This is a genomic window from Arthrobacter sp. AZCC_0090 (assembly GCF_014207375.1).
Lineage (GTDB): Bacteria > Actinomycetota > Actinomycetes > Actinomycetales > Micrococcaceae > Arthrobacter.
Genome location: NZ_JACHEE010000009.1, coordinates 36,793 through 59,010 on the forward strand (window position 1 = coordinate 36,793; position 22,218 = coordinate 59,010).

The following is a 22,218-nucleotide window of genomic DNA, read 5'->3' on the forward strand; positions in this document are numbered from 1 at the left end:
TGTCCGCCGTTCATTCGCGCGTCACGCAGCAGGGACCGCCGCGGCGCCTTAGGCCTGTTCGGCCAGAATCTGCAGCACACCGAACACCGGTTCCTGGTCCAGGACCCGTACATCGGTGATTCCGTGCGCGGCCAGCCCCGCCCGGAAGGCGGACTGCAAGGGCTCCACATTCATGCCGAGCCCGCCGCCCAGGATCACCGGTCCGGGGAGGCCAAGTTGCCGAACGGCCTGCGCCGCCAGTTCCGCGAGATCCCGTCCTGCCTGGTCCAGCAGCTGGCGGCTGATCTCAAGCCCTTCGCGGGCGGTCTCCACCACGGCATTCGCCCGCTGAGCCCAGTACCGCCGGTCGGTATCCTCCGAATGGAAGAGCGCAATGAGTTTGTTGGGGTCGTCCACCCCGCAGGATTCCAAGAGTGCCGCGGTGAGGCCATCGGGTTCAAGCCCTTTGTTCATCCGGCGAAGACTGTGACGCACTGCCTCCCGGCCCAGCCAATAGCCGCTGCCCTCATCGCCCAGGAGAAAGCCCCAACCGCCCGCACGGGCTTCTTCGCCGTCGGCGTTCTTTCCCCAGGCCGCCGATCCAGTCCCGGCGATGACAGCAACACCCGTGCTTGCCCCGCCTGCCGCCAGCAGGAGGCGGGAATCGTGAACCACCGTGACCTCTGCGCCCGGAACATGGGGCTCGATCAAGTCGGCGAGCGCACGGGCATCGGCGTCGGTGTCGATTCCGCCGGCGCCGGCAAGGACGCGGTCCACCTGGCCGCCGCCGATCATGGCGAAGAGCCTTGCAAGATTTTCGGCTGCCACCTCGCGGGTGACGTTTTGGACGTTGGAGCTGCCCGTGCTTTCGTCGCGGACGGGCCTACCATCCTCGAACCGCACCCCACGGGTCTTCGTACCGCCAATGTCTAGGCCGATGACCGTCGATGGGACCGATGCGTCGCCGGGCCGGGGGGTCGTGTTCTCTGCAGTCTCCACGTCCAAAAGCGTAGCGCGGGCGCACTGGGTGATCCTATTGGCTTCCGGAGCGCGCCTTCACAAGTCCCGCGAGCAGTCCGGGGCCTTCGGAAAGGACGAGCTCGCGGAAAAGACGCACGGGATCGGGTTCCTTGCGTCGTTCGCGCCACGCAATCCCAATCTCCCGGTACGCGAGCTCCGACTCAAGCGATACCTCCACCCAGCCCAGGTCCGTGGAATCCAGAACGCCTTGAGGTCCCGGACCTAATCCTCCAGGTGGCAGGATGCTGTAGCCCAATCCGGCAGACACCAACCCGCGGATGGTGTGCGAGTCCTGGCTTTCGAAGGCAATCCTGGGGCGGAAGCCCGCATCCCGGAAGATCGCGTCGGTCAGCGAGCGCAGGCCGAATCCGGGCCCCATCGACACGAACGGCTCGTGTTTGAGCTCGGCGAGCCTAACGCCGGACCGCCCCGCGACTGGATGGCGATGGTGGACCACGAGCCGCAGCGGCTCCCCGTAGAGCGCTGCCGAGCCCACGTTCCGGCCTGAAGCTGCAACCGGTGCCGTCAAGGCGAAGTCGGTGTCTCCGGCAACGAGCAATTCGAGGCAAGCGGCGCGCGCTCCTTGGCTGAGTTCGAAGGCCGTGGAGGGGTGCCGGCTCCGGAACGCGCTCATGAGCAGGGGCAACGTTGCTTCGCCGAAAGTGTGCTGGAAGGTCACCGAGATTCGGCCGCGGACCACGTCGGATTCGTGGCGGACCACGTCCAGCCCGGCTTGGAATTCCGCGAGCGCCGACTCGATATAGGGAAGCAGCGTCTTTGCGGCAGGAGTCAGGCGGACGCCGCGCCCTTCGCGGATGAGCAGCTCGGTCCCGACGACGGCGCTAGCCCGGGCCAGCGCCCGGCTCACGGTTGATTGGGGTACTCCGAGCAGTTCGGCCGTCTCGGTGATGTGTTCCGTCCGGCCTAGCTCGGCAAGCAAGGGCAACATGGGGAGCAGCTGGACCAATTGCTTGTGTTCGATGTCCATTCTTGCCACCTCAGGCCGTCACGAAGCTTTCATCCAATTTTGCTATCAATCCTAGATGAATCATGCATTGGATTCATCACTTCGTGCCGCCGTACTGTGAAAAGGTGAGCACAAGCGCAGCATTCCAGAGCACCTCCGAATCCCCCTGGGAAGGCCACCTGAAGGGCTCCACTGCGTACCGGAAGATCCTCGCCGGGCTGGCCCTGGCCGGCGTCGCCACGTTCGCGCAGCTCTACTCCACCCAGGCAGTATTGCCACTCATGGCCAACGAGCTCCACATCACGGCAGCCGAGGCGGCACTCACCATTTCCTTGGCCACGATAGGACTCGCGGCGACGGTACTACCGTGGTCTTTCGTGGCCGACAAGATTGGCCGCGTGCGTGCCATGGCCATCGGAATCGCGGCAGCCACCGTCCTGGGCCTGCTCGTCCCCATGGCCCCCACCTTTCCCCTCGTCCTAGGCTTGAGGGCGCTGGAGGGAATGGCCTTAGGTGGTATTCCTGCCATCGCCATCGCGTACCTCAACGAAGAAGTCAACAAGGTGCACGCCGCACTGGCCGCAGGGAGCTACGTAGCCGGCACCACCCTCGGCGGACTTGCCGGCCGCTTGCTCGCGGGGCCCATCGGCGAATTGTGGGGATGGCGGGCCGCCGCCCTTGCGGTCTCCGTCCTCGCCACGGTCTCGGCAGCCCTGTTCCTGGTCCTCGTCCCGAAGCCGCGCCGCTTCAGTCCTAGTTCAGCGGGCGGTTTCGGCGGTGCAATGAAGACCTTGGCGGGCCATTCTTCCAATCCGCGGCTACTCGCCCTTTATGTTCAGGCGTTCCTGTTGATGGGCGGTTTCGTGGCCGTCTACAACTACCTCGGGTTCCGACTGCATGCGGAGCCGTTCGGGCTGCCTGGCACCGTAGTAAGCCTGATCTTCCTGGCCTACTTGTCCGGAACGGTGAGCTCCCGTTGGGGAGCTGGGCTGTCCATGCGTTTTGGCCGGCGCACGGTATTGCTCGGCGGCATCGCGACCATGACGGCCGGCCTTGGACTCACCCTGTGGGACAACGTTGCAGCGATCCTGGCAGGCTTGGTGGTCTTCACTGGCGGATTCTTCGCGGCCCACAGCATCGGAGCAGGCTGGACCGGCACCATTGCCACGAGCGGGCGCGCGCAAGCCGCCTCCTTGTACAACCTCTCTTACTACCTGGGTTCAAGCATCATTGGCTGGGCCGGCGGGCTCGCCTTCCAGGCGTTCGGGTGGACCGCACTCGCCTGGGCGGTCATCGCCCTAGGGTGCACGACGGCGGTGATCACCGCCGTCGTGCACCGCTCCCCGGCGCGGGAGGGCACCGTCGTCGGCCCCTCTTTGAAACCGGCCGGGCAGGGAGAATAGCGGACGCTACCGGGTGGACTCGATGGCCTGGACCAGGTCATCGACGATGTCGGCGGGGTCTTCCAGGCCGATCGAAAGCCTGAGCATGCGCGCTTGGGGCTTGGCTTCCGGCGCCACGGGGCGGTGGGTCAAACCGGCGGGGTGCTGGATGAGCGTGTCGATTCCTCCCAGCGACACCGCGTGCGTAATGAGCCGGACCGCTCCTGGAATACGCTCCGCGTGCTCGGCAGATTCAAGGTCGAAAGATATCAACGAACCTGGACCGCTCATCTGTGTTCCCACCAGGTGCAAGGGATCGCATTCGGGAAGCCCGGGGTAGTACACCTTGGCGACGAGTTCGTGGCTGGCGAGGGCAGCCGCGACCTTGTGCGCGTTGTCTTGCTGGGCACGGACCCGGATGGGAAGGGTCGCCAGGCCCCGGTGCAGCAGGTAGGCGGGCCAGGGAGTCAGGATGCCCCCGGTCACCGCACGGACCCGGCGGAGCCGCGTGGCCCATTCCGCACTTGTCGCCACCACGCCGCCCATGGCATCGCCATGGCCGCCCAGGAACTTTGTGGCGCTGTGGAGCACCATCGCGACGCCATGCCTGAGCGGCTGCTGGAGAATCGGAGTGGCGAAAGTGTTGTCCACGAGCACTGGAACATCGCCCGCATCGGCCACCAAACGGGCCAGGTCTACGAGGTCCAGGCTCGGGTTCGCGGGGGTCTCCACCACCACCAGGCCGGTGTCCGGGCGAAGGGCGTCCCGCACGCCGGAGGCCTTGACGAAGGTGACTTGGTTGCCAAGGAGGCCGCTGGCCAGCACGTGGTCCGTGCCGCCATACAGGGGCCGAACCGCAACTACGTGCGTCTTGCCTTCCGATTGGGCTGCCAGCAGCACGGCACTGAAGGCGGCCATGCCTGAGGCGAAACCGACAGATTGCGCTGCACCTTCGAGCGCCGCTACGCCGTCTTCGAACCTGGCTACCGTAGGATTCCAGAGACGCTGGTACACAGTGCTTTGACCTTCGAGGGGCACGCCGCCCGTGGCCATCTGCTCGTAGGCCAGGCCGCCGTCGTGAACAGAGGGCAGGGGCGCAGTAGTTGAGAGGTCGATGGGAATGGCGTGCACGCCTTGTTCCGTGAGTCCGGCCCGGCCCGCGTGGACTGCAAGTGTGTCGATGGCTGTCACTGCTCTCCTTGAATTATTCACCGTTGAATTCGGTAAGTATCTGGCAATAATTCGGACTTTGACAGTGCAAATGAATGGATTGTGCGGAAACCGGCACCTATGATGAATAGACAGCACTTTCAGGAGGATCCGTGAGCACCACCCCGAAGAACGTTCGGCCCGTCGGCATGAGCGAGCCCTTGGATGCAATCGACGAACGCATCCTCGCAGCTTTGGTCGACGATGCCCGGATCTCCAACAAGCAGTTGGCCGAACTAGTCGGAATTGCCCCGTCTACAGCCCTCATGCGCACACGGTCACTCTCCGAGCGCGGCATTATCGAGGGCTTCGAAGCGGTCCTCAGCCTGCCCGCAATCGGGCGTTCGGTGCAGGCCCTGATCGCCGTGCGCCTGCGCGCTCACGACCGAGACCAGATTGACCGCTTCACGGCCCGCGTTCCGGCGCTCCCCGCGGTTATCTCCACGTTCCACACTTCGGGCTCCGTGGACTACCTGCTGCACATCGCAGTAGCCAACACGGACGATCTCCGCGACTGGGTCCTGGACAATCTCGCCACGGACCCCGTAGTGGGCCACACCGAGACCACCTTGGTCTTTGCCCACATCCAGGGCAACCACGGACCGCTGCCGGAATAACGGTTGCCTTAGGCGGCTCGGTTTTACTGCTCGCCGATCTTGCTACTGGCTCGATCCTGCTCAGTGCCGTGGTTCGAGGCCCGAGTGTGAAGCCCCAATGGCGTCCCGGCGAAGATCACCAAGTTCTTGCCGGCGCTTGAAGGCCGCTCGTTGCAGGGCCACGTCGACCGGCGGGATGTAGCGCCTGCGCTCGGCCCACGAAATCAGATTGGCTCCGATTCCGGCGGCTGCCGACTCCAGGATGGAAGGCGGGCGGTAGGTGCCGCATGATGCGGTGGCAGTGCTCATGACTCTTTCCCTTCGATGGTTGCGGCGTGCGACTTCGCGTCGCGGGATTTTTTGTCCCCGGCCCAAGCGGGGACGCCCAGGATCGGGAATGCGTTGAAGTGGATCTGCACGGGACGGGCGTCTTCCGGCTCGGGCTCGCTCCGGATTTCCTCCAGCAGCTTGTAGGCCATCGTCTCCATGGCATGGGCATAGCGTCCGAGCTGCTCCGCGGACATCCGCGCATTAGCGGTGTTGACGATGGCTGCCTCCAGCCATTCTTCGTCCAAGGAGTCCATGCCGTGGGCCATGAAATCGGCGAGTACAGCTTGCCTGCCACGCTCGAATTCGCGGGTGACCAGCCGCGAAGCCTCCTGGGTTGCCGGTGAATTGGCCATTTCGGGCGAGGTGATCTGGATGGCACCCTTGGGCCGCTCCCACCACCGCTCCCTCGCAGTCCCTTTGCCCTTGACCTCGCGGACGAAGTCGAATTTGGCAAGCTGCCTCAGGTGATAGCTCGTGGCGCCGCTGGATTCATTCAAGAGTTCGGCCAAGCTGCAGGCCGTCTGCGCTCCGTAGCGGGAAAGCATCTCGAGGATTTGCACGCGCAGGGGGTGCGCGAGCGCTTTGAGTGATGCTGTATCGACCTTGCGGACGGGGAATTCCGGTTCCTGCACCTTGTCCATGCCGGAAACGCTACTCTTGCAAAGAAACCTTTGCAAGCATTTCTTTGCAAATCAACCTTTGCGAACTTGACCTTGGCGGATGGGCCGTCGTTAGCCCTTCCGGAGCACCCTGCGGAAGGACACGGCGGCGAGCGCCATCGCTGCCAACCCGCACACCGCGGTGAAATAGTTGGCCGCGACGCCCAGTCCGAGTACCGAAGCCGCCAGTCCCAGCCCTATGACGGGCACAGCGCTGCCGAGGTAGGTGATGACGTAGACCGTGCTGATGATCTGGGCATGCCGGGATGCCTCAACCTTGCTGGCAACGTCATTGAACACCAGCCGGAACGCGATCCCCTGCCCAACTCCGGCAGACAGGCTCGCTGCCACCAACAGCACCGGACTGGACAGGGATGCGGCCGCGCCGACCAGCACAATGGAAACCCCCAACGTGGCCAATCCCGCGGACACTGCGAACCGGCCGCGGACGGTCAGCAGTTGGCTGAGCGCGGACGCACCCAGCGTTAGCCCCGCGAGCAGCCCGGTCATGGGGCGGGAATCGGCGTGCACGACGACGGCGAAGTAGCCAGGCGCGAGCGAGAGGCAGAATCCGAACACGGCAAAGCTCAGGAATCCCACGCTCGAGGCGAGCCAAAATGCTCCCCTCGCTTCCCTCGACACCGAGGGCCGGCGAGGGGCGAGGACCGTGTACGGCCGCGGACCTTCGGCAGGCCGAATCGCAGGCCGCGCTTTGAGAAGCAACAGCGGGACCAGCAGAAGGAGCAGCACTGCCGCGTGGATGATGAACGGCGTAGACGTTGCACCCGGGAGCAGCGAAAGCAGTCCGCCGATCGCAGGACCGGCGGCCACGCCGCCGGAAGACGAAAGCAACGTGAAACGCGAGGCCCATTCCGGCCGGTACGGGAGCAATTCCCGCAGCGCTGCCGAGCTCGCCCCGGTGGCGAGACCAACCGCAACACCCTGGAGCATGCGCCCCGCAGAGAGCATCAAGAGGTTGTCCGCATTGGCGAAGACGAGTCCACCCGCCAGACCCACAAGGACAGCCAGCACCAGCGCCGCTCGCCTGCCGATATGGTCCGACCAGTGGCCGGCGAGCATCAGGACGGCCACCAGCGCCAGGACGTAGCTCGCGAAGGCAATCGTCACGCCTAGTGAAGTCATCCCCAGTTCCGCTTGAAGCAGCGGATACAGCGGACTCGCCAAGTTGGCGCCGACAAGCAGTGTGAACATCACGACGCCGGCCAAGACCAGCCGTGCCGTGGTGGAAGCATCCCAGCCCCAGCGCTCGGCGGTAGCCGGACGCATGCGCAGTTCGCTAAAGACAGTCATTTCCGTGCCTTCGCCTCAGCGGCCATCACGAAACCTGGCCTTGTGGGCCGGGACGGTACGGCCCAAACATTGATGGCAATAGAATCTCGCAAGCCTGCCAGATAGAGCAGTTGGCCATGGAATAATTGATCAGAACAGTCAAAACTGACGTCCGAAGATGACCACAAATGATCCGGAGTGACGATTTGAACACCCTCGACCCGACGGACCTGAAGATCCTGCTGGAGTTGATCCGTGACCCACGGGTTCAGATCGGCGAACTCAGCGAGTCCCTGGGGATTGCGCGCAACACCGCCCAATTGAGGATGCGCCGCCTGGTTCGCTCGGGCGTACTGAACGACGGCGGCCGCGAGATCGACCTCGAAAAGGTGGGGTACGACGTCGTCGGTTTCGTCACCCTGGAGGTGACCCACCGGGAACTCGACGGCGTGATCGGAGCCTTGCGCCGAATCCCCCAGGTACTCGAGGTGCATGAAATCTCCGGGAGGGGCGATCTCTTGTGCAGGGTGGTGGCCACCGACACCCACAACCTGCAAACCGCGCTTCGCTCCATCCTCAGAATCAAGGGCGTCATCCGCACGGAAACGGTCCTCGCCCTGCACACCCATATCCCTTACAGGGCAGAACCCCTCATCGGCAGGCTTGTGGACGCAGCCGAGACGGCCGGCACCGCAAAGGGCAGCACCGCGAAACGGGGCAAGCCGCTGCTTGCGGGCGAATCGCCCATCAGCGAAGCCGACTAGGATTCCAGAATGGATTGGCTCTCTTCTCTTTCGCAGCTCAACTGGCTGGCCATACTCGTGGCCTTCGTGTCCACCATGGTCATTGGATTTGTCTGGTACATGCCTGCCCTCCTCGGTCGAAAATGGATGCAGGCCATCGGCAAGACCGAGGAAGACCTCAAGAAGATCAACGGCGGCGCGGGGATTTGGATCCCTATGATGGTGGCCGCAGCCCTGACAAGCATCTTGCTGGCCATTCTGATCGGCAAACTGGGGGTGCGCGGAAGCCTGGCCGCCGGGTTCTTTGCGTTGGTTGTGGCGCTGGTTTTCCGCGCCGGTGGCCACGTCATCCATAACGGTTTCGCAGGCAGGCCGTCCGCCGTGACGCTCATCGATTCCGGCCACGACATCGTGGCTATGACGGTGGCCGGGTCAATTATCGGGGCATGGCAGTAACGGGGGGAGAATAGCCTCGTGACCATCATTGACAACGCCGTCTACGTCAACGGCATCCGGACCGCCACTCCGGAGAGCCTCGAGCAAAGCGTCGAAACGCTGGCCGCCCATGGCGGAATGGTGTGGATTGGACTGTACCGACCGGACGAGACAGAAATGGCAGCAGTGGCTGCCGAGTTCGGACTTCACTTGCTGGCGGTCGAAGACGCCGTCAACGCCCACCAGCGGCCCAAGCTGGAACGCTACGACAACAACCTCTTCACGGTCCTGCGGCCCGCGCGGTACTTGGACGACACGGAGACGGTGGAGTTCGGTGAGCTTCACATCTTTACCGGCAAGAACTTCGTGGTCACCGTCCGTCACGCGGAAACGCCTGGAGTGGCCCAAGTTCGGCGCAATCTGGAACAACAACCGGAACTGCTGCGCCACGGGCCCGAGGCCATCCTGTACGCCTTACTGGATCAAGTAGTGGACGATTACGGTCCGGTGATTTCCGGGCTGGAAAACGACATTGACGAGATCGAGGACCAGCTCTTCGGCGGCGATCCCATCGTATCCCGGCGCATCTATGAACTCGCTCGCGAGGTCATCCAGTTCCAGCGTGCAATCAACCCGCTCCCGGACATGATGGACTCCCTGAAGCGCGGGTTCGAGAAATACGGCGTCGACATCGAGCTGCAACGCAAACTCCGCGATGTGGAGGACCACGTCGAACAAGTCATTTCCCGCGCCAATGGGTTCCGCGACCTGCTGCAGAACGCCCTGACCCTCGACGGCACCCTGACCGCGAACCGGCAAAACGAAGCGAGCGCAGCACAAAACGAACAAACCAAGAAGATCTCCTCGTGGGCAGCGATCTTCTTCGCACCGGCCTTCGTTACGGGGCTCTACGGCATGAACTTTGACATCATGCCAGAGCTCCATTGGCCCTACGGCTATCCTATGGCGATCGGCCTGATGATTGCCGCGTCCTTGCTCATGTACACCATCTTCAAGCGGAAAAACTGGCTCTAGTGTTCACTGCCCCTGCTGGACGGCCCCCAACCCGGCAGGGGCGCCCCGATGCAGCTGCCTTGATGGCGGACATCATCGCCGACGCCGATGCTTCAGGATCCGTCCTGGAGCCTGCCCAGGCCGCGGCCGCAGCCAGGCTCTGCCAACTCGGCGCGTCCCTCCGCGCCCGCCGCGCCGGACTCTTACGACGGCGGACGCCCCAGAGCGTCTACCTTCACGGTCCAGTGGGACGCGGCAAGAGCTGGCTCATGGACAGCTTTTACCGTCAGTTGCCGGGACGCAAAAGACGCATCCACTTCCACGATTTCTTCCGTCAACTGCATCGGGGCGTACACGCCTCGGCCGGCAGGCCCGAGGCCGATGGCACAGCAATCCAGCGTTCGGTGGATGCCTTGCTGTCCGACATCGACATCCTCTGTTTCGACGAATTCCACGTGCACGACGTCGGCGACGGAATGTTCATCGCCAAGCTGCTTCGCACGGCGGCCCAACGGCGAGTTGCACTCGTGGTGACGTCGAACTATCCACCGGATATGTTGTTGCCAAACCCTCTGTGGCATGATCACTTCGTGCCGACCATCGGGGTGATCAAGGAGATGATGGACATCGTGGAGATCAACGGAGACACCGACTTCCGGCGCTCGCCGGTTTCCGGTTCCACTACAGCAGGGCGCAACGACTCCCCCGGCCCGGAGGCCTTCAGTCGTGGCAAGATCATCACGCCCGGAACGCCGGCGCAACTGGGAGCTTTCGGCTTGTTCCCGCCGTCAACATCACAAGAGCGGGTTCTTACCCCCACAACGCAACGGCTCACCGTCAAAGCGGCCGACGACATGCTCTGGGTCAGCTTCGCGGAATTGTGCGGCAGGCCGACGTCGACGGCTGACTACCTGGCTTTGGCGGTGGACTACAAGACCTGGGTGATCGACGGCGTACCCTCGCCAACTGTGGAGTCGGCCGCCGGATCCGCCCCGGCTTGGCAACGGTTCAGTAATGTGGTCGATGTCCTTTACGACCAGGACATCACCCTGTTCCTGGTCGGCCACGGCCCCCTGGACTGGGATCTCGCCCAAGATCCGTCCCACCGAGCAAGCCCGCACCCGACAAACGCCCAGCCCGTTGACTTGGCCCGAATCGCAAGCCGGCTCTCACTCTTGGGCAGGGTAGAAGCGTCGGTGCCCTTCGAAGAAGTAGAGGCCGGGGGCAGCTGAAGGCTTCTAGCCCTCATGATCGCCGGCCGACATATCGCCGACGCCAGGCGTGCCGTCGGCGAGCGCGTAGCGCTGCATCACCGCACCCTTCGGTGAGGCGACGACGGGCTCGATGAGTCTGAGGTTCGTCGGAACCACCCCGTCGGCGAAGACCTTCTTTCCACCGCCGAGGAGGATCGGATAGACCCAGAGCGTGAGCCGATCGAAGAGCCGCTCGGTGAACAGGGTCTGCACGAGGTCGAGACTGCCGATGACGTGGATGTTCGCGTGCCGGTCGCGCAGTTCGCGCACCGCGGCGACGACATCAGGACCGAGCAGTGTGGAGTTGGCCCACTCGAGGGTCGGCGCCTCGCGCGAGGCCACGTATTTCGGGATGCTGTTGAACAGCCGTGCGATGCCCCCGTCCGCATGCGGCCAATACGCGGCGAAAATGTCGTAGGTCCGCCGCCCAAGCAAAAGCGCGTCCAGGTCCGCCATCCCGGTATTGACCTGCTCGTCGACAACCTCGTCCCAGAGGGGCGCCTGCCAGCCGCCAAACGCGAAACCGTCCTCAGCGTCCTCGTCTGGCCCGCCGGGCGCCTGCGCGACGCCGTCGAGCGTGGTGAACAGGTCGATATGGATAAGCCCCATGCCGTGCTCCCTCTCAGCCGCCCGTCGTCACCCCGGCGACGGGATCACTTCGAGGCTGCCACACGGTCCCCTTCGAAGCAACAGGAAAAGAACAACCTAAATCGCACCACCGGCAGTAGGCGGCGCGCCGGCGTCGTTCCCGCCGTCGCCGACTTGCTCGCGGGCGACGTAGTTCTCAATGTCGAAGAGGTTGTCCGCGCGCTCCGCGATGTTCAAAAGAGTCGTCATGGAGGCCACTTCCTCCACCTGCTCCTTCAGGAACCACAGCATGAATTGCTCACCGAGAGGATCATTCTGTTCCCTGGCGGCACGGAAGAGCTCCTCGATATTGCGGGTAACTTCCTTTTCCTGGGCCAACGCCAAAGCAATCGGCTCCCGCACATTGGCAAACTCGTTGCGAACGGCCGGAACCCCTGGAATGTTGACGGGCTGGTTGCGGTCCAGCATGTACTGGACCATCATCATGGCGTGGTTGCGCTCTTCAAGTGACTGGCGGTAGAAGTGTGCTGCCAGCTGCGGCAGGTCCTGCCCATCGAAGTACACGGCCACCGCGATGTATTGCTGGGACGCGGCAAACTCGTTTCCCACTTGGGCGGACAAGAGCTCGTTGAATGCCTTCTTTGCCATGCGCCGATCCTACCCCTGGGGCTCGACGCCGGGCATTTAAGGAATTGCATCAGATGCGTGATCCGTGGCGGCGCTTCGGTTGTCCATCCCGCAACAGCATCGCCCCGGCGTTGGCCGCGACGATCAACGCAATCCCGGCCCATTGCCCAACATTGAGTTCCTGGTGGAGGGCGAGGGCTCCAATGATCGCTGCGAACACCGGATTGATGCTCATGAGTACACCAAACAGCTGGGCCGGGACCCTGCGCAGCGCGATCAGATCTGCCACGTAGGGAAGCACGGAGGCTAGGATGCCGGCACTGACAGCGCAGAGAATGGCAAAGCCGTCCAGCGGCTGGCTCGCAAGGATCACGACGGCGACGGGTAGGTACAGCGTTGCCGACACCCCGGTTGCAGCTGCCGTCCCTTGGATGCCTTGGATGCGTTGTCCGACGGTTCGGTTCAGGAGGATGTAGAAAGCCCAGCTGCAGGCGGCGACGAGTCCCAGCCCGATGCCGGCGTAGTCCATGGACGCGTCCGGCTGGGTAATCGCCACTACGCCGGCACCCGCGGCCACAGCACACACGACGCTGCTCTTCCGGCGCGAACTGAGCAGGGCGACGGCCAAGGGTCCCAGGAATTCCAATGTCACGGCTAAACCCAGACCGATCCGCTGGATGGATGCGTACAGGCAAAGGTTCATGGTCCCGAACACCACGGCCAGGAGGAGCACCGGCCACCATTGCCGCCAACTGAATTCGCGCAGCCGCGGGCGAACGATGGGCAGGAGAACTGCGGCGGCCACGAGTTGGCGGACCGCAACAACCCCCAGGGGTCCAATGACGGGGAATGCGAGGGAGCCACTTGCGGCACCCAGCTGGTTGGATAGCGAACTGGCCACAAGCGTTGCAACGCCGCCCGCCTTTCGCCGCGGCAACCCTCCGGACCCGATGGCCGCATTGGTCTCGATCATGGGGGAATTCTGCGCCCCCGGCACGCATCCCCAAAATGCGTGGACTGTCCTATTTATACGGTGAATGCATGAATATGATGGGGCCATGGGCGTGGAGTTTAGGCAGTTGCGCTGCCTGATGGCGGTAGTCGAGGAGGGTAGCTTCACCGACGCTGCCCTTGAGCTCAAGATGTCCCAAGCCGCTGTGTCACGCAACATCGCCGCACTGGAGCACACGCTCGGGCTGAGGCTCGTTGAACGCACCACTCGAAGCGTGGCCCTGACCCCCGGCGGCGAGCGCGTGCTGGCCAAGGCGCGGCGCCTACTCGCACTCCTTGCGGAGCTGGAACAGGAGGCGCGGGTAGGAACGGGGAAAGTACGGATCGGCTATGCGTGGTCCGCCTTGGGCGAGCACACCACCGAGTTCCAGCGACGGTGGGCCGCCAGTTTCGCCCACACGGAACTCCAGCTCATCCACTCCAACAGCCCGACGGCGGGACTCACCGACGGGACCACCGATTTCGCCATCCTGCGGCGCCTGCCGGAAGCGGCCGCCGTCGAGCATGTCCGCATTGGCGCGGAGAAGCGCTACTGTGTCATGTCCTCGGACGATCCCCTGGCGCCCAGGCGGTCGGTGACGCTCGCGCAGATTGCCCAGCGGCCGGTGGCGATGGATCTCCGCACGGGCAGCACCACCCTTGAGCTCTGGCCCGAGCACGGTCGCCCGCAGGAGGTGATCGCCATTCACGACGTCGATGACTGGCTGACGCTGATCGGCAGCGGTGCGGCGCGCGGCATCACGGCCGAATCGACGATGCACCAGTACCGACGGCGGGGCGTCGTCTACCGTCCGGTGCGCGATGCCCCGCCCGTCCCCGTCTATGCGGCCTGGTCGAAGAAGGACCCGCCGCGGGAGCGCGAACGCGTTGTTGAGTTGCTGGCGGGGCTATATGGCTGACAGGCCGCTTCAGGGCAAGAAAACCAGCCCGACGCCGGCAGCTGCGGCACCGACACATGCCGCCATGGTGCCCACTCCGTTGAGGAGGGCCAGGCCCGTCCGGCCGCTCTGGACAAGCCTGACGGTCTCCAAGCTTGCAGTGCTGAAGGTCGTGTATCCGCCAAGGAATCCAGTGCCAAGAATCAACTGAAGGGACTCAGGAGCCTGATGAGCCATGACCAAGCCAGCCAGGATCCCCATGAGCAATGAGCCGGAGACGTTGATGAAGATAGTGCCCAGCGGCAGCGCGGTCCGGGCCCAGGAACGGACAAGCCCATCCACGACGAACCGGGCGGCCGCCCCCGCACCGCCCGCAAGCGCGATCAGAAGGACAGTCATGGTTGGGCCTTCTGCCTCTGTTGGGCGGACTTGTGCCGGAAGGCTCCAAGCCAGATGCCGAGGGTTGTGGCTGCTGCACCACCGAACAGGCTGGCAGCTAGGTACCACAGAGCGTCCATCCCTCGTCCGGCGCCGAGGAGATGCACTGAGTCCAGGGCCAGGGTGCTGTACGTGGTGTAGGCCCCGAGGAAACCACTCCCCATGCCGAGCCGCGCCACGCGGCGGAGCCCGGCGTCGGGACCCCTCCGGACGAGCGCCTCGAGGAGCCAACCCAGCGCGAGCGCGCCGGACAGATTGATAAGCAAAGTGGGCAACGGCCACGCGTCCGGGGCCGGAAGGGCCATGCCAAATCCGTAGCGGCTTAAGGCGCCGAGAATTCCTCCGGCCGCCACAAGGAGAACGAACCGCCCGTGCAGATGGAGCGGACGGTGCGCATGCCCGTCCGTGGGCCGCGCCGCCTGGGTTTGGGCTCCGGGCGGAGCGGTGTTGCTTTCCTTCATTGATCCCTGCTTGCGTCGTGGCGGCCCAGGGGAACCATGAGCACGGGGCAGTTTTGGCGATGGGCCAAGTGCAACGCTACCGATCCGGTGACCAGTCCTTCAAACTTCGGGCCGAGGCCATGTTCCTTGGTTCCCACCACAATCATGGAAGCATTGATACTCGCGGCATATCGGCCTAGTGACCGAGCAGGCTCACCGGCGAGCGTGACAAAGGTCCACTGCACACCCGTTCCTTCAAGTTGAGCCGCGATGCGGTACTGGAGCGACTCCGAAATGGCCGCTGCGTCGTCGTCGATTCCGTCAGGATCGATCGGCTGGGCCGCCAGATGCCCGTCCCGGTCACCAGCCGCCGGAAAGCTCGTGACATCAGCGAACGCCAGGACCAGTTCCAATCCAGTGCTGAGCGCTACTTGCGCGGCTTTCTCAACCACGGTGGCAGGCTGGTTCGGGAGCACCCCTGCCAGTACCGGTCCGGTCAATCGATCCGGCCGCCCGTGGGCCAGCGGTGTGTCCTCGCCACCGGGATTACTCATGGAGCCCTCCGAATGTCCGGGTTGTCAGGATGTGGGTTCTTCCATCTTGCTCCAGTATGGTCGTCGAAGACTGGCGTTGTCCCAAGCCCTAGGCGAGAATGTCGATATGTGCGGTCGGTTCAGTGTCGGTTTCGAAGCAGACTACCTTTCGAGAAAGCTCGGTGCTGTGCTGCGCGGTGATACCGACTACCCCTCGCCAACGCTTCAGATCAATCCGACTGACCCGGTGGTCTTCCTGCGGGGGCGGGCGGGAGAAGGCACGGTCGGAAGGGAGCTCGCGGCCGGGCGGTGGGGCTTGGTTCCATCGTTCTCCAAGACCTTCGATTCGAAGGTACCCACCTGGAATGCGCGCTCGGAAACCGCTGGTGGTATCCCGGTATTCAAAGCTTCACTGCCCAAGTGGCGGGCAGTTGTTCCGGCTTCTGCCTACTACGAATGGAAGAAATCTGGACCCGGGCGCAAGGATCCCAAGCAGCGCTACATCGTCGAGCCGCAGGATGAGCTGATTACCTTCGCCGGGTTGTTTGCGCCGTGGCGCGACGAGAGCATCGCGGACAAGTCCGCGCCGGGCGCGTGGCGTTTGTCCTGCTCGATCCTGACCATGGATTCCCCTCCGGAGGGAGTCCACGAGAGACTGCACAATTTGCATGACCGGATCCCGGTGCCGATCTCCGCCGACATGATCGACGATTGGATCGACCCCCAGGAAACCCGCGGCCAGGCACTCTTGGATGCCGTGCTGGGGGAGGCGTATGGCTTGGCGTCGTCATGGACACTCAGGCCCGTGGAGCTCGTGGAGGACAACACCAGGTTGGTGGACGTCGCGAATCCTGCAGCTTGACTCAACGCTCAACGTTCATAGCGGAGTTCTGCCCGCACGTCCGTATCTTTCAGCCACGTCAACCTCGTGGCCGATCCGAAGGGATTCGGCCACCATTGCACCAGTACCTTGCCCTCTGCCGTCCGGGTGACCATGGCCGGAACGTATTGAAGGTACTTCGGCCACACGAGTTTGGCGATGACGGGCACCCTTGAAACGGTGGACAGCGGCTCCGTTTGACGCGGAGGCGGGGCACCAACTGAATTCAACGGCGCAGGATACTCAGGCTGGTCAGGCATGCCCGAATACTACTGCGAGGCATTGACAAAGTGCGGAGTTCGTCGGAGCTGCTTACGCCAACCCGCGAGACTCTGGTTTTTCCGGTTCTCCGCTATTGGGTGCGATAGTCCTTAGCGGACTTTTTGCGGACTCGGCATGTAGGCATGTTCGGCAACGCGCCCTGTCTTTCCAAGATGCCACGTCATAAAATCTGCTATGAACCACAACGCCGCAAGCATCGCCGCAGAGGACGTCTCGGCAGGCCTACTCGTGTTTGGCTTGATCGGCATGGTGGTCGCTTTCGCTGTAATCATGATGGCGGAAGTAGCTACCGATGCTCTTGCAAGAAGATTTCCAGCAGGACCAGGAATCATGATCGGCGCGGGCGCAGTATCGCTCGTCTTGGCTTCTATCTTTTCAAGCGCGTTATTCGGCATCGTTGGAGTCGTCTTGCTTGGCATCCCTGTCCTGCTGATTCTTTTTGGCGGACACAATGTTCGTGGCAAGTGGCACCGTTCCTGAGGCAGAGCCGGTCTTGTATGTTTTGGGCATGGATGAGCTGATCAAGCAGGCCAGTGGTGGTGGTTGCTCGTACACGTCCCAAATCCGTCCGGAACCTTGGCATCACTGACAGAGTGAGCGTCACAAAGCCAGCCGCTGAGGACTGCCCCCGGGCCGCTGGGAGAAATGGCCTAAAGCCGGGTGTCGAACGAATCGCAGAACACGTTCTCGTTGAACGTTCCTTGGAACTCGGACTTGCCCTGGATCTTCTGGATAGTCGCCCGAATGGCCGCACGAGTTCCTGCGTGGGCGTTGATGGCCGTCTTGACCATCGGGACATCGATCAGGTGGTTCGGCTGGTTCAGCGAGACGAACACCGTGGGGACTTCCGTGACGTACCAAGGGATTTCCGCAGCCATGGGGCTGGACCACTTGATGCGGATCGCCGCCTCTTGGGCGAAGCCCTTGACGTTGGCGAAGACGAACGCGGCATCATACTTGTCCGCATAGTCGCCGGTGGCCTCGTCAGAGATGACGCTCATGAAGTTCACGCCCGTCTCCCCCGCGGCTTCACGCTGCTCCGCGGTCTTGAAGACGTGGACTTCGAAACCGGCGATCTCAAGTTCTTCCTTGACCGTATCCAGGTAGGCCAGCGGGTCCGCCCGGGTGAAATCTGAACCGCCGGAGATGCCGTACAGGCGAATGCGCTTATGCGTTTCCGGCGTGATGGGCAGGTTGCCGGCGGTGTCCTTGATCAGGGTGACGGTCTTGTCGGCGATTTCGGCGGCGACGGCGAGATGCTCTTCGCTGCCGATCAGCCGCAGCGCCTCAGGCGACGGCGTCAATTCTTCCGGGAGCTTCTTGTGCAGCCCTAGGCTGGCCTTCAACCCCAGAATCCGGCGCAGTGCGTCATGCAGGCGCAGATCGGTGATCACGCCGGATTTGTAACCGTCCATCATGTACTGGAAGTCCTCCGCCGGGTTACGGAAGAACAGGAACATGTCGCATCCGGCGGCGATGGTGGCTGGAACGAGGTCCTTGCGCTTCTTGGCCTGGGTGAGGCCTACCATCTGCGATGCATCCGTGAGGATCAGTCCGTTGAAGCCGAGCTCGCCCCGGAGCAAATCCTGGAGCAGTTCCGGAGCGAGGGTGGCGGGCAAGACGTCCTTGTCCTCCGTCTCCGGACGGAAATGCCGCGTGAGCTCAGGCGCCCCGATGTGTCCGACCATGATCGATTGGACCCCGTGGCCGATCATTTCCCGGTACACGTGCCCGTAGCTGGAATTCCATTCCGCGTACCCGAGTGTGTTGTACGAAGTGACCACGTGCTGATCTCGTTCGTCCACCCCGTCGCCCGGGAAGTGCTTGATGGCACACACGGTGGGCGATTCGCTGATGCCGTCGAAATACTCCTTGGCGCGCTCCACCACGATTTCCGGCGTGTTGCCGAACGCCCGGGTGGAGATGACCGTGTTGCGCCAGTTGTAGTGGATGTCCACGATCGGCGCGAAGGCCCAGTTGCAGCCCAAGGCCGCTGTCTCCACTCCGGCGACCCGACCCATTTTCCGGGCAATGGACTTGTCCGGATGCGAGCCGGCCTGCAGGTGCGTCGACACAAAAGTTCCGTCGTCGCAGCTTCCGGCTCCCCCCATTTCCGGATTGGAGGCCACCAGGAGCGGGATGCGAGTTTTCGATTGGGCATAGCGGATGTGCCGCTGCACCGCGGCGGACGGGCCCGGCCTGTACCGCATGCCGCCCACGTGATAGTTCTCCAGCACACCATCGAGGTACTCCGGGGAGAAGTCGTTGTTGTGGTTGATAAAGAGCTGCCCGATTTTCTCCTCAAGGCTCATGCCGTCGATCGTCGAGTGCACCCATGCAACGGCGTCGTCGTCGAGGTTGAACGGCGCGCCCTGAAGGTCGACGTCGAACTGCCGCGCTTGGGTGCGTGGGGCGCCCGCGCTGCCGCTCACCGGAGCTTTGGAACCCACGACGGCGGCAATGCCCGCCAGCGCCTCGGCCACCACCTTGCTTACCGGGGCGGCGATGTCGACGACGATACCGGCCTCGTCGCCGTCGAGCGGTTCCAGGGTGGCGAGCTGTGAATCCAAGAGCGCAGGCGGCATGAAGTGTCCGGAGCGCCCTTCTGTCCGTTCCCTCAGCACCTCCTTGCTGCCGTGGAGATGAAGGAAAACGGTGTCCGGCGCTTGCAACCGGATGGCGTCCCGGTAGCTGCGCCGGAGGGCGGAGCAGGCGAGAACCAGCCCGCCGTCCCCGGCGTTAGCGAGTTCAGTGCCGACCGTCGCCAGCCACGGCCAGCGGTCCTCGTCGGTCAGCGGCGTTCCGGCGGCCATCTTGGCAACGTTCTCCACTGGGTGGAGCGAATCGCCGTCGAGGAACGGAACGCCGAGTTCCCGGGCCACGAGGTCCCCGATGGTGGTCTTGCCGCAGCCGGAGACGCCCATCACCACAATGCGCCGCGGCTTTTCCGCGGCTGCGGTGGGCTCGCCAGTCACGCCGACGTTCCTACCAGTCATGAACGGTGCCGTCCACGAGGCGGTTGTAGGGCAGGTATGCCTGCTGATACGGGAAGGAGTTGGCGGCTTCTTCGTTGAATTCGACGCCGAGGCCCGGCTTGTCGCCCGGGTGCAGGTAGCCGTCCGTGAAGGTCATGGACTGTTCGAAGACCGTGTTGGTCTTGTCCGAGTGCTGCATGTACTCCTGGATGCCGTAATTGTGGATGGCCAGGCCAACGTGCAGCTGCGCGGCGAAACCGACGGGGGAAATATCGGTGGGGCCGTGGAAGCCGGATTTGATCTGGTACTGGGCGGCGAAGTCCATGACCTTCTTCAGCGGCGAGATTCCGCCGAAGTGCGTGGACGCGGCCCGGACGTAGTCGATGAGCTGTTCCTTGATGAGCGTCTGGAAGTCATACACCGTGTTGAAGATCTCCCCGATGGCCAGCGGGGTGGTGGTGTGCTGGCGGACCAGGCGCAGCCCTTCCTGGTTTTCGGCCGGAGTGCAGTCTTCGAGCCAGAACAGATCGTACGGTTCCAGCGCCTTGCCGAGCTTGGCTGCCTGGATGGGAGTCATGCGGTGGTGGCCATCGTGCAGCAGCGGGATTTCCGGGCCGAATTCGTTGCGCACCGCTTCGAAGACGGTGGGCAGGTGGCGCAGGTAGGCCCGGGTGTCCCAATCCTCTTCCTGCGGAAACGCACCGCGGCCGGCAGGCTCGTAGTCGTAACGCTCACCCGAAGCCTGCGCCTGGGCGGCCACGCCGTACACGGCCTTGATCCCGGGAATGGCTGTCTGGATCCGGATGGACTTGTAGCCCAGTTCGAGGTGCTCCCGGACCGAATCGAACAGGGACGGGATGTCCGACCCCGAAGCGTGGCCGTACGCGCGGAGCCCGTTGCGGGAGGCACCGCCCAGGAGTTGGTAGACCGGCAGCCCGGCGACCTTGCCCTTGATGTCCCACAACGCCATGTCGACGGCGGCGATCGCGGCCATGGTGACCGGGCCGCGGCGCCAGTACGAGGAGCGGTACAGGAACTGCCAGGTGTCCTCGATCCGGTGCGGGTCCTTGCCGATCAGCAGCTGCGCGACGTGTTCCTTGAGATATGCCGCGACGGCGAGTTCACGGCCGTTCAGCGTCGCATCCCCGATGCCCGTCACGCCGTCCTCGGTGGTGATCCGCAAGGTCACGAAGTTCCGGGTGGGGCTGGTCACGAAGACTTCAGCGGCAATGATTTTCACAGCTGGTCCTTTCAGGGTTGCTGATCGAGGGCTGACCTGGCCCGGATGCGAGGTGCACCACAGGGCGGGTAAGGATGATCTTAGGATGGATGACAACTATTGGCAACCGGTTGCACACCTTATTTCGTGGAAACTTTGCCGACGACCGCGAAGGTGTCGGCCAAGCTATCGACGAGTGCCACGATCTCGGCATCGGCGGCCAATTCCGGATCCACGAGGCTTAGGAGGGCCCCGAGCCGCACACGGCCCGGTAGGAGGTTCGCGGCGGCGATGTCTGCCGCCCGCGGGTCTTGGAGTCCGGTGGCCGAAGCGGTGTAGGCCGACCACGCTGCGATCATCCGTGCCGCCGCTTCGCCGCTGCGGCCGGCGGCGCGCTCGGCGCGGAGAACCGGTACTGCCCGCATGCGCAGTTTGGTACTGCCATCCATGGCTATCTGGGCCAAGTGGTGGGCGATTCTGGAGTTGGCGAATCGCTCCAGGAGGGCAGCCCGGTACTCGGGGATACGCAGATCGTCGCCATGCAGGTTGGCAGCGGCCTCGTCCCAGAAGTCTTCCACGGCCCGGCGGCAGGAATCATCAGCGAGCGCCTCGGCCACGGTCTTGTGGCCGCGCAGTTGGCCCGCATAAGCGAGGAGCGAGTGGGCGCCGTTGAGGAGCCATAGCTTGCGGTTCTCGTATGGCTCGATTTCGTCCACGAAAACGGCACCGGCGTCTTCCCAACGTGGTCGCCCGGCGGGGAAGTCTCCGCTGAGGACCCAGTTGTGGAAGGGCTCGGCGACCACAGGCGATTCGTCGCGGTATCCGCAAGCGGCAGCGACGGCGTCGATATCGGCGTCCGTCGTCCGCGGCGTAATCCGGTCAACAGAAGTACTGACAAAACTGACACTCGCGTCAATCCAGGCGGCGAGTCCGGCGTCGAACGCCAAGGCCATCCCCACCACGGCGTTCCTGGCCACCGTCCCGTTGTTGGAAAGGTTGTCGCAACAGACGACGGAGAGGGGACCTGCGTCGGCATCGCGGCGGGCGGCGAGTCCCCGCACTAGGCGGCCCAGCGGCGTCGACGGCTTGCTGGAAGCAGATCCGTCGGCGAGCACGGCGAGGTCCGCGACGACGTCGGGCGCTTCCGTGTCCAGCTTGCCGTCGACGCCAAGCCGGTAAGCGGCCTCTGTGATGGTGAGCGTGACGACCGAGGTCAGCGGCGCGGAGACAAGCTCGACAAAACGCTCGACGTCGGCGCCATCAACTGCCTCGACGATGCTGCCGATGATCTCGAACGAATCGCCCTCATCCGACCGTTCCACCACTGTGTACAGGCCGTCCTGGTCAGACAGGACCGCTGCCGCGTCCGGGCGGCGACCCGTGAAGGAAGCAATCCCCCACTCAGCTGCGTCCCCGGCGTGTTGGGTGTACCACGCCTGGTGCGAGCGGTGGAATGCGCCAAGCCCCATG

25 protein-coding genes are annotated in these 22,218 nt (G+C 63.8%); 9 read left to right on the forward strand and 16 right to left on the reverse strand.

Features of this window, described 5'->3' with window-relative positions; translation table 11 throughout:
• Nucleotides 1-48: 48 nt before the first annotated feature.
• Nucleotides 49-978 (reverse strand): BadF/BadG/BcrA/BcrD ATPase family protein, encoded by a 930-nt coding sequence (locus tag HNP00_RS14725; RefSeq protein WP_184740385.1) that lies wholly within the window; start codon nucleotides 976-978, stop codon nucleotides 49-51.
• Nucleotides 979-1,012: 34 nt separating this feature from the next.
• Nucleotides 1,013-1,987, reverse strand: coding sequence for a LysR substrate-binding domain-containing protein (locus tag HNP00_RS14730; protein ID WP_184740387.1), 975 nt, complete (start codon nucleotides 1,985-1,987; stop codon nucleotides 1,013-1,015).
• Between the two features lie 104 nt (nucleotides 1,988-2,091).
• On the opposite strand from HNP00_RS14730, the gene HNP00_RS14735 reads away from it, so the two are divergent.
• A complete protein-coding gene (locus tag HNP00_RS14735; RefSeq protein ID WP_311770582.1) occupies nucleotides 2,092-3,369 on the forward strand; it encodes an MFS transporter in 1,278 nt (425 codons plus the stop codon).
• 6 nt (nucleotides 3,370-3,375) lie between these two features.
• Here HNP00_RS14735 and HNP00_RS14740 read toward each other — a convergent pair whose 3' ends face one another.
• Entirely contained in the window at nucleotides 3,376-4,539 is a 1,164-nt protein-coding gene (locus HNP00_RS14740; protein ID WP_184740391.1) for a PLP-dependent aspartate aminotransferase family protein, read from the reverse strand.
• A gap of 131 nt (nucleotides 4,540-4,670) precedes the next feature.
• Here HNP00_RS14740 and HNP00_RS14745 point away from each other — a divergent pair, with 131 nt between their 5' ends.
• Nucleotides 4,671-5,174 (forward strand): Lrp/AsnC family transcriptional regulator, encoded by a 504-nt coding sequence (locus HNP00_RS14745; protein ID WP_395797851.1) that lies wholly within the window; start codon nucleotides 4,671-4,673, stop codon nucleotides 5,172-5,174.
• A 60-nt stretch (nucleotides 5,175-5,234) separates the two neighbouring features.
• On the opposite strand, the gene HNP00_RS14750 is transcribed toward HNP00_RS14745, so the two are convergent.
• The 3 genes from HNP00_RS14750 to HNP00_RS14760 all read right to left on the reverse strand — a co-directional run bounded on the left by HNP00_RS14750 (nucleotide 5,235) and on the right by HNP00_RS14760 (nucleotide 7,453).
• A complete protein-coding gene (locus HNP00_RS14750) occupies nucleotides 5,235-5,462 on the reverse strand; it encodes a 2-nitropropane dioxygenase (protein ID WP_184740393.1) in 228 nt (75 codons plus the stop codon).
• The gene (locus tag HNP00_RS14755) at nucleotides 5,459-6,124 is read right to left on the reverse strand and encodes a winged helix-turn-helix domain-containing protein (protein WP_184740395.1); all 666 of its coding nucleotides are present in this window, start codon (nucleotides 6,122-6,124) and stop codon (nucleotides 5,459-5,461) included. The genes HNP00_RS14750 and HNP00_RS14755 overlap by 4 nt, the downstream gene beginning before the upstream one ends.
• A gap of 90 nt (nucleotides 6,125-6,214) precedes the next feature.
• Nucleotides 6,215-7,453 carry an MFS transporter gene (locus HNP00_RS14760; protein ID WP_184740397.1) on the reverse strand — a complete coding sequence of 413 codons (1,239 nt, stop codon included), beginning with the start codon at nucleotides 7,451-7,453 and terminating at the stop codon, nucleotides 6,215-6,217.
• A 167-nt stretch (nucleotides 7,454-7,620) separates the two neighbouring features.
• Here HNP00_RS14760 and HNP00_RS14765 point away from each other — a divergent pair, with 167 nt between their 5' ends.
• Genes HNP00_RS14765 through zapE form a run of 4 tightly spaced genes read left to right on the forward strand, consistent with a single transcriptional unit; the run spans nucleotide 7,621 to nucleotide 10,856 of the window.
• Complete coding sequence (locus HNP00_RS14765; protein ID WP_184740399.1) at nucleotides 7,621-8,196, forward strand: Lrp/AsnC family transcriptional regulator; 576 nt, start codon at nucleotides 7,621-7,623, stop codon at nucleotides 8,194-8,196.
• Nucleotides 8,197-8,205: 9 nt separating this feature from the next.
• The gene (locus tag HNP00_RS14770; protein ID WP_184740401.1) at nucleotides 8,206-8,631 is read left to right on the forward strand and encodes a DUF1761 domain-containing protein; all 426 of its coding nucleotides are present in this window, start codon (nucleotides 8,206-8,208) and stop codon (nucleotides 8,629-8,631) included.
• A gap of 18 nt (nucleotides 8,632-8,649) precedes the next feature.
• Nucleotides 8,650-9,645 (forward strand): magnesium/cobalt transporter CorA, encoded by a 996-nt coding sequence (gene corA, locus HNP00_RS14775; protein WP_184740403.1) that lies wholly within the window; start codon nucleotides 8,650-8,652, stop codon nucleotides 9,643-9,645.
• A complete protein-coding gene (zapE, locus tag HNP00_RS14780) occupies nucleotides 9,645-10,856 on the forward strand; it encodes a cell division protein ZapE (RefSeq protein ID WP_311770583.1) in 1,212 nt (403 codons plus the stop codon). The genes corA and zapE overlap by 1 nt, the downstream gene beginning before the upstream one ends.
• A 6-nt stretch (nucleotides 10,857-10,862) precedes the next feature.
• Here zapE and HNP00_RS14785 read toward each other — a convergent pair whose 3' ends face one another.
• The 3 genes from HNP00_RS14785 to HNP00_RS14795 form a co-directional block, all read right to left on the reverse strand.
• Nucleotides 10,863-11,486: a dihydrofolate reductase family protein gene (locus HNP00_RS14785; RefSeq protein ID WP_184740405.1), complete on the reverse strand. Its 624-nt coding sequence runs from the start codon at nucleotides 11,484-11,486 to the stop codon at nucleotides 10,863-10,865.
• A gap of 96 nt (nucleotides 11,487-11,582) precedes the next feature.
• Nucleotides 11,583-12,113, reverse strand: coding sequence for a ferritin (locus tag HNP00_RS14790; RefSeq protein ID WP_184740407.1), 531 nt, complete (start codon nucleotides 12,111-12,113; stop codon nucleotides 11,583-11,585).
• A 49-nt stretch (nucleotides 12,114-12,162) separates the two neighbouring features.
• Nucleotides 12,163-13,065 carry a DMT family transporter gene (locus HNP00_RS14795; protein ID WP_184740409.1) on the reverse strand — a complete coding sequence of 301 codons (903 nt, stop codon included), beginning with the start codon at nucleotides 13,063-13,065 and terminating at the stop codon, nucleotides 12,163-12,165.
• A gap of 85 nt (nucleotides 13,066-13,150) precedes the next feature.
• Here HNP00_RS14795 and HNP00_RS14800 point away from each other — a divergent pair, with 85 nt between their 5' ends.
• Nucleotides 13,151-14,002: a LysR family transcriptional regulator gene (locus tag HNP00_RS14800; protein WP_184740411.1), complete on the forward strand. Its 852-nt coding sequence runs from the start codon at nucleotides 13,151-13,153 to the stop codon at nucleotides 14,000-14,002.
• A 9-nt stretch (nucleotides 14,003-14,011) separates the two neighbouring features.
• Here HNP00_RS14800 and crcB read toward each other — a convergent pair whose 3' ends face one another.
• The 3 genes from crcB to HNP00_RS14815 are packed head-to-tail and all read right to left on the reverse strand — an operon-like array spanning nucleotide 14,012 to nucleotide 15,413.
• Nucleotides 14,012-14,380, reverse strand: a complete 369-nt coding sequence (gene crcB / locus HNP00_RS14805) for a fluoride efflux transporter CrcB (RefSeq protein WP_184740413.1) — start codon at nucleotides 14,378-14,380, stop codon at nucleotides 14,012-14,014.
• Nucleotides 14,377-14,880: a CrcB family protein gene (locus tag HNP00_RS14810; protein ID WP_221451530.1), complete on the reverse strand. Its 504-nt coding sequence runs from the start codon at nucleotides 14,878-14,880 to the stop codon at nucleotides 14,377-14,379. The genes crcB and HNP00_RS14810 overlap by 4 nt, the downstream gene beginning before the upstream one ends.
• Nucleotides 14,877-15,413, reverse strand: coding sequence for a universal stress protein (locus tag HNP00_RS14815; protein ID WP_184740415.1), 537 nt, complete (start codon nucleotides 15,411-15,413; stop codon nucleotides 14,877-14,879). The genes HNP00_RS14810 and HNP00_RS14815 overlap by 4 nt, the downstream gene beginning before the upstream one ends.
• Nucleotides 15,414-15,519: 106 nt before the next feature.
• Here HNP00_RS14815 and HNP00_RS14820 point away from each other — a divergent pair, with 106 nt between their 5' ends.
• Entirely contained in the window at nucleotides 15,520-16,254 is a 735-nt protein-coding gene (locus HNP00_RS14820; protein ID WP_184740417.1) for an SOS response-associated peptidase, read from the forward strand.
• Between the two features lie 8 nt (nucleotides 16,255-16,262).
• Here HNP00_RS14820 and HNP00_RS14825 read toward each other — a convergent pair whose 3' ends face one another.
• Nucleotides 16,263-16,532 carry a hypothetical protein gene (locus tag HNP00_RS14825; RefSeq protein ID WP_184740419.1) on the reverse strand — a complete coding sequence of 90 codons (270 nt, stop codon included), beginning with the start codon at nucleotides 16,530-16,532 and terminating at the stop codon, nucleotides 16,263-16,265.
• Nucleotides 16,533-16,728: 196 nt separating this feature from the next.
• Between HNP00_RS14825 and HNP00_RS14830 the strand changes: the two genes are divergently transcribed.
• The gene (locus HNP00_RS14830) at nucleotides 16,729-17,034 is read left to right on the forward strand and encodes a hypothetical protein (protein WP_184740421.1); all 306 of its coding nucleotides are present in this window, start codon (nucleotides 16,729-16,731) and stop codon (nucleotides 17,032-17,034) included.
• 170 nt (nucleotides 17,035-17,204) lie between these two features.
• On the opposite strand, the gene HNP00_RS14835 is transcribed toward HNP00_RS14830, so the two are convergent.
• From HNP00_RS14835 to HNP00_RS14845, 3 genes are all read right to left on the reverse strand, one after another.
• The gene (locus tag HNP00_RS14835; protein ID WP_260405000.1) at nucleotides 17,205-19,478 is read right to left on the reverse strand and encodes a gluconokinase, GntK/IdnK-type; all 2,274 of its coding nucleotides are present in this window, start codon (nucleotides 19,476-19,478) and stop codon (nucleotides 17,205-17,207) included.
• 61 nt (nucleotides 19,479-19,539) lie between these two features.
• The gene (gene manD, locus HNP00_RS14840) at nucleotides 19,540-20,769 is read right to left on the reverse strand and encodes a D-mannonate dehydratase ManD (protein WP_184740424.1); all 1,230 of its coding nucleotides are present in this window, start codon (nucleotides 20,767-20,769) and stop codon (nucleotides 19,540-19,542) included.
• Nucleotides 20,770-20,888: 119 nt separating this feature from the next.
• Complete coding sequence (locus tag HNP00_RS14845; protein WP_184740635.1) at nucleotides 20,889-22,217, reverse strand: mannitol dehydrogenase family protein; 1,329 nt, start codon at nucleotides 22,215-22,217, stop codon at nucleotides 20,889-20,891.
• Nucleotide 22,218 lies beyond the last annotated feature (1 nt).